The sequence below is a fragment of the Arthrobacter sp. 01T414 genome (genome assembly GCF_056398965.1).
The window spans coordinates 647,092-659,598 of record NZ_JBFTQK010000001.1; the positions used below are offsets into that span (position 1 = coordinate 647,092).

The 12,507-nt window shown below is 65.5% G+C and carries 9 protein-coding genes; 7 read left to right on the forward strand and 2 right to left on the reverse strand.

Translation table 11 applies throughout. The features are described 5' to 3' along the window. Window positions 1–149: 149 nt before the first annotated feature. The 6 genes from rplA (at window position 150) to AC1DK9_RS03070 (ending at window position 6,706) form a co-directional block, all read left to right on the forward strand. A complete protein-coding gene (rplA, locus tag AC1DK9_RS03045; RefSeq protein ID WP_476862376.1) occupies window positions 150–857 on the forward strand; it encodes a 50S ribosomal protein L1 in 708 nt (235 codons plus the stop codon). Between the two features lie 82 nt (window positions 858–939). Continuing rightward, window positions 940–2,052 (forward strand): GNAT family N-acetyltransferase, encoded by a 1,113-nt coding sequence (locus AC1DK9_RS03050; protein WP_476914965.1) that lies wholly within the window; start codon window positions 940–942, stop codon window positions 2,050–2,052. Between the two features lie 147 nt (window positions 2,053–2,199). Continuing rightward, window positions 2,200–3,318, forward strand: coding sequence for a GNAT family N-acetyltransferase (locus tag AC1DK9_RS03055; RefSeq protein ID WP_476862374.1), 1,119 nt, complete (start codon window positions 2,200–2,202; stop codon window positions 3,316–3,318). Window positions 3,319–3,610: 292 nt separating this feature from the next. After that, entirely contained in the window at window positions 3,611–4,210 is a 600-nt protein-coding gene (gene rplJ / locus AC1DK9_RS03060) for a 50S ribosomal protein L10 (RefSeq protein ID WP_476862373.1), read from the forward strand. Window positions 4,211–4,285: 75 nt separating this feature from the next. Continuing rightward, window positions 4,286–4,660 carry a 50S ribosomal protein L7/L12 gene (rplL, locus tag AC1DK9_RS03065; RefSeq protein ID WP_175321169.1) on the forward strand — a complete coding sequence of 125 codons (375 nt, stop codon included), beginning with the start codon at window positions 4,286–4,288 and terminating at the stop codon, window positions 4,658–4,660. A gap of 216 nt (window positions 4,661–4,876) precedes the next feature. Beyond that, complete coding sequence (locus AC1DK9_RS03070) at window positions 4,877–6,706, forward strand: bifunctional metallophosphatase/5'-nucleotidase (protein ID WP_476914966.1); 1,830 nt, start codon at window positions 4,877–4,879, stop codon at window positions 6,704–6,706. A 115-nt stretch (window positions 6,707–6,821) separates the two neighbouring features. Here the strand turns inward: AC1DK9_RS03070 and AC1DK9_RS03075 are convergent, their stop codons facing one another. Together AC1DK9_RS03075 and AC1DK9_RS03080 are read right to left on the reverse strand one after the other, a co-directional pair. Next, complete coding sequence (locus AC1DK9_RS03075; RefSeq protein WP_476914967.1) at window positions 6,822–7,334, reverse strand: aminoacyl-tRNA deacylase; 513 nt, start codon at window positions 7,332–7,334, stop codon at window positions 6,822–6,824. After that, window positions 7,334–8,533 carry an acetyl-CoA C-acetyltransferase gene (locus tag AC1DK9_RS03080; protein WP_476914968.1) on the reverse strand — a complete coding sequence of 400 codons (1,200 nt, stop codon included), beginning with the start codon at window positions 8,531–8,533 and terminating at the stop codon, window positions 7,334–7,336. The genes AC1DK9_RS03075 and AC1DK9_RS03080 overlap by 1 nt, the downstream gene beginning before the upstream one ends. Before the next feature lie 399 nt (window positions 8,534–8,932). Here AC1DK9_RS03080 and rpoB point away from each other — a divergent pair, with 399 nt between their 5' ends. Further along, on the forward strand, window positions 8,933–12,448 hold the full coding sequence (gene rpoB / locus AC1DK9_RS03085) for a DNA-directed RNA polymerase subunit beta (protein WP_138768564.1): 3,516 nt from the start codon (window positions 8,933–8,935) through the stop codon (window positions 12,446–12,448). The last annotated feature ends 59 nt before the right edge of the window (window positions 12,449–12,507 follow it).

Here is a 12,507-nt window from a genome sequence, read left to right on the forward strand (position 1 = left end):
TGAACGACGCCGGACAGCACGGCCGGGCGACCGGCAACACCTAAACATTGAAATATCGGGAAGCCAGGACGGATCAACCGTTCGAATCCCGACTGTGGCAGGGCCCAGCGCGGTCCGCAGACCACAACTGCACAAGGAGAATAAGCAGCATGGCAAAGCGCAGCAAAGCATATGAGGCAGCCGCCGCCAAGATCGACGCGGAGAAGTTCTACGCGCCGTTCGAGGCAGTGACCCTCGCCAAGGACACCAACCCGTCCAAGTTCGACGCCACCGTTGAGGTCGCATTCCGCCTCGGCGTCGATCCCCGTAAGGCCGACCAGATGGTCCGCGGCACGGTCAACCTGCCGCACGGCACCGGCAAGGTCGCCCGCGTCCTCGTCTTCGCCACCGGTGACAAGGCTGAGGCCGCAATCGCAGCCGGCGCCGACTTCGTCGGTTCCGACGACCTGATCGAGAAGATCGCCGGCGGCTGGACCGACTTCGACGCCGCCGTCGCCACCCCTGACCTCATGGGCAAGGTTGGCCGCCTCGGTAAGGTCCTCGGCCCGCGTAACCTGATGCCGAACCCGAAGACCGGTACGGTGACCGCTGACGTCACCAAGGCTGTCAACGACATCAAGGGCGGCAAGATCGACTTCCGCGTCGACAAGCACTCGAACCTGCACTTCATCATCGGCAAGGTTTCCTTCGACGCCGTGAAGCTGGCCGAGAACTACGCAGCCGCACTGGAAGAGGTCCTGCGCCTCAAGCCGTCTGCTTCCAAGGGCCGCTACATCCAGAAGGCCACCGTGGCCACCACGTTCGGCCCGGGCATCTCGGTTGACCCTAACGTCACCAAGGTCCTGACCGAGGTCTAGTCCTCACAGCATTACCGAAAAGACCGTCCCGCCTCCGCGGGGCGGTCTTTTCTGCTTTCCGGACCGCGGTTAGGCTGTCCCGGTGACTCCAGCGACGTATCTCATCGAACCCTTGGTCCTGCCGGCAAGCCTTGAGGCGCCCGACGCCTCGGAGTTCCTGGAGTTCGGCCGGCTCTGTGACGAGCTGACCCTCGAAACGTGGGGGAGCCTGGACCGGGCGACGGCGGCCCCGGCGCGGCTGCGCTTCTGGCGCGACAATGCCTACGCCCGGGTGCGGGGCTTCTTCGTCCGCGTCGACGGCCGGATGGCGGCCAAGTCCTGGATCCGCCTCGAGCAGCAGGAGAACCTGGGCCGCGCACTCGTGCACGTGGCCGTGCTGAACTCGTACGCCGGGCGGGGAATCGGGCGGGAGCTGCTGGCCCACGCGGAGCAGTTGGCCGCCGCCGAGGGCCGCAGCGTCCTGATGAGCTTCACCGAACACCCGGCGGATTTCGACGCCGACGGCCCCGACGTGATCGCGCCGCTGACGGGAACGGGCGCCCTGCCGGCCGGGGCCCGGGGCGTGCGCTTCGCTAGGGCGGCGGGCTACCAGCTCGAGCAGGTGGAACGGTACAGCAGCCTGGAGGTTGCCGCTGCGGCCCAGGCCCTGGACGGCCTGGAGCGGGAAGCGCGGACCAAGGCGGCCGGGTACGAGCTGCTGACCTGGACGGACCACTGCCCGGAGGAGCTGGTGGAGCAGCTCGCCGTGCTGATGTCGCGGATGAGCACGGACGCGCCGAGCGGGGGCCTCAGCTTCGAGGAGGAGACTTGGGACGCCGCGCGCGTCCGGCACGTCGAGGACACCTGGAAGCAAGCCGGGAACGTCTCGCTCGTGGCGGCTGCCCGGCATCTGGAGACGGGCGAACTGGCCGCGTACTCCGTGCTCGAACTCTCGCCCAACAAGCCCTGGCTCGCCGAGCAGGATGACACCCTGGTGGCGGCCAGCCACCGGGGCCACCGCCTGGGCATGCTGGTCAAGATCGCCAACCTCCGGCGCCTGGCGGACTACCCGGACATCGAGCGCGTGGCCACCTTCAACGCTGCCGAAAACGATCACATGTTGGCTATCAACGTGGCTCTCGGATTCCGTCCCGCGGGCTGGGACGGGGAATGGCAGCGGACCGTCGCCGCGGGAAGTTCGTCGGCTTCCCACTGACCCTCGCCAGCCTTCGAACGCCCGCAAACTTACCCGTTCAGGCCATGGAATACGGACCCGAACGGGCATATGCTGACGCTTGAAGCCCGGCGCGGGCAGGGCAGCGCATGAGGCTGTAGAGCATTGGGCGGCAGGATGGCTGGGAACATGCCCGCTAAGGCACAAGAGGTACGGATCGAGCAGCTCTGGATTCCGGATTCGCTGGACGGACCGGATGCGGCGGATTTCCTCGCCGCCGTCGAGGTGGGGCGCAAGGTCCGGATGCAGACCTGGGGGAGCGACGACCTCGCTTACTCCCCGCTGGAGAAGCTGCTGGAAATGGCCGATCCCTACGAGCGCCAGGTGATCCTCGTTGCCAGGATCGACCAGCAGATCGTCGGAACCGTGGACGTTGCCCTGCCGCTGGCGGATAACCAGGACCTGGCCGAATTCACCCTCGACATCCTGCCCGAGTACCAGGGCCGCGGCGTCGGCCGGCAGCTGCTGGAGGCCGCGGAGCATCTGGCCCGGGAAGAGGGGCGGAGCACCATCCTGATCGACACCAACCATCCGGCCGCGACCCTGGGTGACAGCAAGGCTGGGCAGCTGATTCCCGGGACCGGCATGGGATTCGTGCCGCTGAACAGCCGGGAGGTGGAGTTCGCCCAACACACCGGTTATACCCTGCAGCACATCGAGCAGTTCAGCTCCTGCGTCCTCCCGCTGGACGGCAAACTGGTCGCCGAACTGCAGGCGGAGGCGGAGGAGGCCAACGCGGGACGCTACCGGCTGCATCACTGGACGGATCGTTGCCCGGAGCAGTGGCTCGAAGCCGTGGCCGCCCTCGAGAACCGGGCCGGCGAGGACGGAATCCCGGGGGCCGAGGACGGAGCCTTGGTGTTCGACGGCGGCGTGCTGCGCGAGACGGAGGACGTCGCCATCGCGCAGGGGCGCCGCACCGTAGTCACCGCCGTCGAGCACATCGCCAGCGGAACTCTGGTGGGCTTGACGACCATCAGCGTCCTGGCGCTGCGCCCCGACGTCGTATTCCAGGACGACACCGTGGTGCTGGCCGAGCACCGTGGCAACAAACTCGGCCTGCTGATCAAGGTGGCCAACATGGAGCGGCTGACCGAGCAGTTCCCGGACGCACGCGTGCTCTACACCTGGAACGCCCCGGAAAACCGCTACCTGCTCACCGTCAACCAGCAGCTGGGCTTCACCACCGCGGGTGTGACGGGGATCTGGCAAAAGGAACTGCCGGACTTCCGGCCCAGCGTCAGCTGAGCCGATTTGGAGCGCGCGGTACCCTTCCCGTAAGCTGGGGGAACCAAAGACCGTCGGTTGTTGGAAATCCACTCTCCCAAGCAAGGCTCAAATCTGCAGCTGCGCCGGGAGAGCCAGTGGATCTCCAGACGAAGGACCCTGAACATAGGGCGGCCGGCGCAGGTGAACGAAGCAAAGCTCCGCGGCTTGACCGCGTTGAGACAAGCCCCGTGCATCTGCGCGGGGCGTTTTTAGTTTTAGCTCACCTGAGCGGGGACCCGGACGAACCGGCACTATCCCCGGAAGGAGGGTTATGGCAACGCCTAGCAAGGTTTCAGCAGTAGCTGAGATCACTAACGATTTCAAGGAATCGACCGCCGCTGTCCTGACCGAATACCGTGGGCTCACCGTTGCACAGCTCAAGCAGCTGCGTGTTTCTCTCGGCCAGGAAACCAAGTTCTCGGTCGTCAAGAACACCCTGACCGCAATTGCAGCCAAGGAAGCTGGTGTCGAAGCATTCGACGGCCAGCTCGCCGGCCCCACTGCAATCGCGTTCATCAAGGGTGACGCAGTTGCCGCTGCCAAGAGCCTGACGGATTTTGCCAAGGCCAACAAGCAGCTGGTTATCAAGACCGGTTACTTCGAAGGCAAGGCACTGAACGCCAGCGAAGTTGCTGCCCTGGCAGCACTCGAGTCCCGTGAGCTGCAGCTCGCAAAGGTTGCAGGCGTCCTCAAGGCTCCTGCTGCCGCTGCTGCACGCATCATCGACGCACTGCGCCTCAAGCTTGAAGAAGAGAACGGTGCACCGGCAGCTGCCGAAGCGCCCGCCGCTGAAGAAGCAGAAGCCCCCGCAGCCGAGGCTCCCGCCGAAGCCGCAGCTCCGGCCGAAGCCGCAGCTGCCGAAGAGAACTAACTCTCTTTCAAACCAGACTCCGGTGCGAGGGCACGGTCCAGGCCGCCAAGCACCACTATAGGAAGGACGCCAACCATGGCGAAGCTCACCAACGAAGAGCTCATTGAAGCTTTCAAGGAACTGACCATCATCGAGCTCTCCGAGTTCGTCAAGCTCTTCGAAGAGACCTTCGAAGTTACCGCTGCTGCGGTTGCTGTTGCTGGCCCCGCCGGCGGCGCCGCTGAAGAGGTTGAAGAGAAGACCGACTTCGACGTCATCCTCGAAGCTGCTGGCGACAAGAAGATCGCAGTGATCAAGGAAGTTCGCGCCATCACCTCCCTCGGCCTCAAGGAAGCCAAGGACCTGGTCGACGGTGCACCGAAGGCTGTTCTCGAAGGCGCCACCAAGGAAGCCGCCGAGAAGGCAAAGGCTCAGCTCGAAGAGGCCGGCGCAACCGTTACCCTCAAGTAACTCGCCCTGCCCGGGACGCTCGACTAGTTCGAACGCCCCAATCTTTCCGGGAAACCCCGTCCACTCCGGTGGGCGGGGTTTCCTGCGTTCCGGCCCCGTAGTGCGGAACAAGTGAATCTTTTGCAAATGATTGTTGTCTCTCCTTTTCAGGCGACTGCACGGCCCCTAGACTTTGGCTTTGTGCCGACCGGCCGCCAACCCTGAGGAGTCCCCACCATGACCGATCCGAATCCTTCGTTCTCCCGCCGTGCCATGCTCGCCGCGGCCTTCGTCGGCGGCAGCGCTGCCGCGGCCGCCCTCGGAGCCCCGGCCGCCCAGGCGGCGCCGGCCAACGGGAAGAAGCAGTTCCAGCTGACCGTGCTCGGCACCACCGACCTGCACAACAACGTCTTCAACTGGGATTACTTCAAGGACATGCCCTACGCGGACAACGCCGGGAACAAGATCGGGATCGCCCAGGCCGCCACGCTGATCAAGGCGGTCCGGGCCGAGCGCGGTACGGGCCAGACCCTCACGATCGACTCCGGCGACACCATCCAGGGCACGCCCTTGGCCTACTACTTCGCCAAGGTCAACCCCATTTCGGACACCGTCAAGCACCCGATGGCGCTGGCCATGAACGCCGTGGGCTACGACGCGGTGGCCCTCGGCAACCACGAATTCAACTACGGCATCCCGATGCTGCGGACCTGGGAGAAGCAGCTGGACTTCCCGCTGCTCGGCGCTAACGTGCACGACGCCGTCACCGGCCAGCGCGCGTTTACCCCGTACGTGCTCAAGCGCGTCAAGACCGAGAACGGGTGGCTGACGGTCGGCCTCGTCGGCTTCGTGACGCCCGGCTGCGCGCTCTGGGACCGGGACAACGTCCAGGGCAAGCTGGACTTCAACGGGATCGTCGAGGAAGCCAAGACCGTCATCCCGCAGATGAAGGCGGCCGGAGCCGACGTCGTGATCGTCTCCAGCCACTCGGGTGCCACGCCGGGCTCGTCCTATGGTGACGCGCTGCCGTTCCCCGAAAACGCCTCCACGCAGCTCGCCGAGGAAGTCCCCGGGATCGACGTGATCCTCGTGGGCCACGCGCACCTGGAAATCCCGGAACGCTTCGTCACCAACAAGGCCACCGGGCGGCAGGTGCTCCTGACCGAGCCGCTGAAATGGGGCATGCGCGTCGCCGTGATCGACCTGCAGCTCGTCAAAGACCGGGGGCAGTGGAGCGTCGCCTCGGCGCATTCGCACCTCCTCGACGCCAAGACCGTCGACGCCGACCCCGCCGTCATCGGGGCCGTGCAGGCCGGGCACGAGGCCACCGTGAAGTACGTGAACCAGGTGATCGGCACCTCAACCGCGCCGCTGAACACGGCGACCGCCTGCTGGGGAGACTCTGCGGCGATCGACGCGATCAACTATGTCCAGGCCAGCACCATCAAGGCAGAGCTGGCCAATGGTCCGGCAGCCGGGCTTCCGGTGCTCTCGATCGCTGCAGCGTTCTCGCGGGCGGTGGACGTCAAGGCCGGCCCGCTGACCATCCGCGACGTGGCCGGGCTGTACATCTTCGACAACACCCTGCTCTCCATCAAGGTCACCGGCGCCCAGGTCAAGGCCTACCTCGAATGGTCCGCGCAATACTTCAAGCCGGTAGCCGGCACCACGGCCAGCGCCCAGGACGTCACCAACGCCGCCACCTCGATAGCGCCGAACGGCACTCCGGACTACAACTACGACGTCGTCTACGGCCTGGACGCCCCGCTGAACTACGAGATTGACCTGGCGCGCCCGGTGGGGGACCGGATCATGAACCTGACGTACGGCGGCGCGCCCGTGCCGGCGGACAAGGAGTTCGCGATGGCCATCAACAACTACCGGCAGAGCGGCGGGGGCAACTTCCCGGCCGTGAAGACGGCGCCGGTGCTCTCGAACAGCCAGCAGGAGATCCGCCAGCGCATCATCGACTACGTCGTGGCCCGCGGCACGCTGGACGCCGCCGTGTTCAGCCAGAGCAACTGGCGGCTCACCGTCAAGGGCGAGCCGCTGACCGTCACCGCCTGATTCCGGTCCCGGCCTCAATCGGTTGCTCCGTAACTGCCGTTTTCAGCCCCCATAAAGGCAGTTACGGAGCAATCGATGGCTCGGGCGCAGTCGCGGGGCACTTAACCCGGGGGTGCTAAATGGAGGTCAGCGGCTCGGTGATGTCCGCGACGACGGCGCCCAGCGCGGCCACCAGCGCGTCGGCATCGACGAAGGCGCTGTAGCCGTGTTCGCCGGCACCCATCGAAATCCGCCGTCCGGCGATGGTGCTGTCGGCGTAGACGGGCCATGGGGAGGTGCTGCCGAGCGGGGTGATCGTGCCTCGCTCGTAGCCGGTCGCGGCGAGGGCGACGTCGGCGCTGGGGAGCGAGAGCTTGTTGACGCCCACCAGCTGGCGCAGCTTGGGCCAGGAGATCTGGCGGTCGCCGGGGACGAGGGCGAAGAGGAAGCTGCCGTCCTTGTGCTTGACCACGAGCGACTTCACGATCTCCCCGGGGCTGATCCCGAGGATCCCGGCGGCCTCCTCCAGGCTGCTGGCGGCCAGGCGCTCAACCAGCTCCACTTTGAGGCCGCGCGCGGCGGCGTCGGCCAGGAATCGCTTCCTGCCAGCGCCGCCGCCGCGGTTCTCGCCCGAGTCCAGCTCGGACATCAGTCGCGGTACAGCAGCAGGGCCTCGCCCTGGCCGCCGCCGCCGCAGAGCGACACGGCGGCCTTGCCGGTCCCGCGCCGTTTGAGCTCGTGGGCCGCATGCAGCGCCAAGCGGGCTCCGGAGGCGCCGATCGGGTGGCCCAGGGCGATGGCGCCGCCGTGGATGTTGCACTGCTCCAGCGGGTAGTCCAGGTCCTTGAGGGACTGCACGGCCACGGAACCGAAGGCCTCGTTGATCTCGATGAAGTCCAGGTCGCCGGTGGTCCAGCCTGCCTTGTCCAGCGCGTTCTTGATCGCGTTGGAGGGCTGGGAGTGCAGCGAATTGTCCGGGCCCGCGACCTGCCCCGGCTTGCCGACCACGGCCAGGTACTCCAGGCCGTGCTCCTCGGCGAACTTCCGCGAGGTCAGCACCAGGGCGGCGGCGCCGTCGGAGAGCGGGGAGGAGTTGCCGGCGGTGATGGTCCCGTCAGTGGCGAAGGCCGCGCGCAGGCCGGCCAGGGAGGAAACGGACGTGTCCGGGCGGACCCCCTCGTCGGTGCCGACCAGGATCGGGTCGCCCTTGCGCTGCTTGACGCTGATCGGGGCGATTTCGCCGTCGAACACGCCGTCCTTCGCGGCCGTGGCGGCGCGCTGGTGCGATGCGGCCGCCACTTCGTCCTGGGAGGTGCGGTCAATGCCGAGCGTGACGTTCTTGCTTTCCGTGGACAGGCCCATCGACTGGCCGTCGAAGGCGTCGGTGAGGCCGTCGTGGGCGGCGGCGTCGAGCGCCTGGACCGAGCCGTAGGTCCAGCCCTGCCGCGAGCCGGGCAGCAGGTGCGGTGCCCGGCTCATCGATTCCTGGCCGCCGGCGACGACGACGGTGGCGTCGCCGCTGCGGATCATGCGGGCCGCGTCGATCACGGCGGTGAGGCCGGAGAGGCAGACCTTGTTGATGGTGACGGTGGGAACGTTCCAGCCGATGCCGGCGCCGATGGCGCTCTGCCGGGCCGGGTTCTGTCCCGCGCCGGCCTGCAGGACCTGGCCCATGACCACAGAATCGACCTGGTCGGCCTTCACTCCGCTGGCGGCCAGGGCGGCCCGGATCGCGTGGGCGCCGAGTTCGACGGCGGTGAAGCTGGCCAGCTGCCCGTTGAGCCGTCCCTGGGGGGTGCGGGCTGCGGCGAGGATGACAACATCATTGTTGTCCGCGGAGTTGCTCATGGTTATCTCTTCCGATCTCTAATGATGTATCCCAAGGTTATCGTGAGCCCCATCACTGAGCTATTCGGCGGACCGGGCCGGGTGCGGGGCGCCGGGCAGTGGTACGGCTGGGGTGCGCAGGCTCGTGCTTGCAATCGCGCCGCAAGTGGGGTAGACAAGTAGGTTGCTTTGCCGTATCGTAGATATTTGCGTCTTCCCTGTTTACCTTCAGCCTTCATATAGCGGTGGGCTTAGCCTGACAGCTGCGCCATCAATGTGCCGTCTACAACGCGCACCAGCATGGGCGGCGGGGTCCCGGGTCATATAGCGGAACCGGTTTGGTAGCACTGCGGAGTCACTTCGCAGGGTGCATAACGGGGGAGATCTGAAAACGCCTGAAGGTCTGTGGAAGGATCCCTCTTGGTCGCCTCGAGCACCTCTAATGTAAACAACGCTACCGCTATCAATGCCGACAGCACCGACGGTGCAACCCGCCGGCTCTCCTTCGCAAAGATTCACGAACCGCTTGACGTTCCGAATCTGCTTGCCCTGCAAACCGACAGCTTTGACTGGCTGGTCGGAAACGAACGCTGGCAGGCACGCGTTGCGAAGGCCGTCGAAGAAGGCGACCTCAGCGTCGCCACCACGTCGGGCCTGTCTGACATCTTCGAAGAGATCTCCCCGATCGAGGACTTCCAGGGCACCATGTCCCTGAGCTTCTCCGAGCCGGAGTTCGCTGACCCCAAGTACACGATGGCTGAGTGCAAGGACCGGGACGCTACATACTCGGCTCCGCTGTACGTCAAGGCCGAATTCATGAACAACAACACGGGCGAAATCAAGCAGCAGACCGTGTTCATGGGTGACTTCCCGCTGATGACCGAGAAGGGCACCTTCGTCGTTAACGGCACCGAGCGTGTCGTCGTGTCCCAGCTGGTTCGTTCCCCGGGTGCCTACTTCGAGCGCACCGCGGACAAGACCAGCGACAAGGACATCTTCACCGCGAAGATCATCCCGTCCCGCGGCGCCTGGTTCGAACTCGAAATCGACAAGCGTGACCAGGTCGGCGTTCGCCTCGACCGCAAGCGCAAGCAGTCCGTCACGGTGCTGTTGAAAGCCCTCGGCTGGACCGAAGGCCAGATCCTCGAAGAGTTCGGTCAGTACGACTCCATGCGCGCGACGCTGGAGAAGGACGCCACCGAAACCCGCGAAGACGCCTTGCTGGACATCTACCGGAAGCTGCGACCGGGCGAGCCGCCCACCGTCGAGGCTGCCCAGTCCCTGCTGGACAACCTGTACTTCAACTCCAAGCGCTACGATCTGGCCAAGGTTGGCCGCTACAAGATCAACCGCAAGCTCGGCATCGACCGCTCCCTTGGCGACAAGGAAGCATCCGTGCTGCACGTTGAAGACATCGTTGCCATGATCAAGTTCCTGGTAGCCCTGCACGCCGGTGAGAAGACCCTCATGGGCAAGCGCGACGGCCAGGACCACGAGCTGCGCGTCGAGATCGACGACATCGACCACTTCGGCAACCGCCGCATCCGCGCCGTCGGCGAGCTCATCGAAAACCAGGTCCGCACCGGCCTGTCCCGCATGGAGCGCGTTGTCCGCGAGCGTATGACGACCCAGGACGTCGAGGCCATCACGCCGCAGACCCTGATCAACATCCGCCCCGTTGTGGCAGCCATCAAGGAGTTCTTCGGAACGTCGCAGCTGTCCCAGTTCATGGACCAGAACAACCCGCTCTCGGGCCTCACCCACAAGCGCCGCCTGTCCGCGCTTGGCCCGGGTGGTCTGTCCCGTGACCGCGCCGGCATGGAAGTTCGTGACGTGCACCCGTCCCACTACGGACGTATGTGCCCGATCGAAACCCCTGAAGGCCCGAACATTGGTCTGATCGGCTCGCTGGCTTCCTACGGACGCATCAACCCGTTCGGCTTCATCGAGACCCCGTACCGCCTTGTCTCCGAGGGCGTCGTTTCCGATGAGGTCCAGTACCTCACCGCCGACGACGAGGCCGAGGTCCTGATCGCACAGGCCAACGCCCCGCTCGACGAGAACAAGCGCTTCGCCGAAGAGACCGTGCTGGTCCGTGCCCGTGGTGGTGGAGGCGAGCCCGTGCTGGTTCCCGCCGCCGACGTCGAGTTCATGGACGTTTCCCCGCGCCAGATGGTGTCCGTGGCTACCGCCCTGATCCCGTTCCTCGAGCATGACGATGCAAACCGTGCACTCATGGGTGCCAACATGCAGCGCCAGGCTGTCCCGCTGGTCCGCTCCGAGGCGCCGTTCGTCGGCACCGGCATGGAGCGCGCCGCCGCCGTCGACGCCGGTGACGTTGTCATCGCGAAGAAGGCCGGTGTGGTCACCGAGGTTTCCGCCGAACTCGTCATCATGCTCAACGACGACGGCACCGAGACCAACTACCGGATCAACAAGTTCGCCCGCTCCAACCAGGGCAACTGCTACAACCACCGTGTCCTGGTAAACGAAGGCCAGCGCCTGGAAGTCGGCGGCATCATCGCCGACGGCCCGGCAACGGACCAGGGCGAGCTCGCCCTCGGTAAGAACCTGCTCGTGGCATTCATGTCATGGGAAGGCCACAACTTCGAGGACGCCATCATCCTGTCCCAGCGGATCGTGGCCGAGGACGTCCTGTCCTCGATCCACATCGAGGAGCACGAGATCGATGCCCGCGACACCAAGCTTGGTGCCGAGGAAATCACCCGTGACATCCCGAACGTGTCCGAGGAAGTCCTGGCCGGACTGGACGAGCGCGGCATCATCCACATCGGTGCCGAGGTCGAAGCCGGCGACATCCTGGTCGGTAAGGTCACCCCCAAGGGCGAGACCGAGCTGACCCCGGAAGAGCGCCTGCTGCGCGCCATCTTCGGCGAGAAGTCCCGCGAAGTGCGCGACACCTCGCTGAAGGTTCCGCACGGCGAGTCCGGCACCGTGATCGGTGTCCGCGTCTTCGACCGCGACAACGATGACGAGCTGCCCCCGGGCGTCAACCAGCTGGTCCGCGTCTACGTGGCCGCCAAGCGCAAGATCACCGACGGCGACAAGCTCGCCGGCCGTCACGGCAACAAGGGTGTTATCTCCAAGATCCTTCCGATCGAGGACATGCCCTTCCTTGCCGACGGCACCCCCGTTGATATCGTCCTGAACCCGCTGGGTGTTCCGGGCCGTATGAACGTCGGCCAGGTGCTTGAAACGCACCTCGGCTGGGTTGCCAAGACCGGTTGGAAGATCGAAGGCGAGCCCGAGTGGGTCAAGCAGCTGCCGAACCTGCCGCGTGAAAGTGGCCAGACCACTGTCGCGACGCCGGTCTTCGACGGTGCACGTGAAGAGGAAATCACGGGCCTGCTCGACTCCACCAACGTCACCCGCGACGGCGACCGCCTGATCAACTCTTCGGGCAAGACCCGCCTGTTTGACGGCCGCTCCGGCGAGCCGTTCCCGGATCCGATCTCGGTCGGCTACATGTACATCCTGAAGCTCCACCACCTGGTGGACGACAAGATCCACGCGCGCTCCACCGGCCCGTACTCCATGATCACGCAGCAGCCGCTGGGTGGTAAGGCRCAGTTCGGTGGYCAGCGYTTCGGTGAAATGGAAGTGTGGGCGCTCGAAGCCTATGGCGCCGCCTACACGCTCCAGGAGCTCCTCACGATCAAGTCGGATGATATCCACGGTCGTGTGAAGGTCTACGAAGCCATCGTCAAGGGCGAGAACATCCCGGAGCCGGGTGTTCCTGAGTCCTTCAAGGTCTTGATCAAGGAAATGCAGTCGCTGTGCCTGAACGTGGAAGTTCTTTCCACGGACGGAACCACAATTGAAATGCGTGACTCTGATGACGCAGTCTTCACGGCTGCGGAAGAACTGGGCATCGATCTGTCTCGTGCAGAGCCCAGTTCCGTAGAAGAGGTTTAGCAGGTAAGCGTCCGACGGCGGGCCACCGCCCGCCGTCGGACGCCACCTCCCTCTTCCCG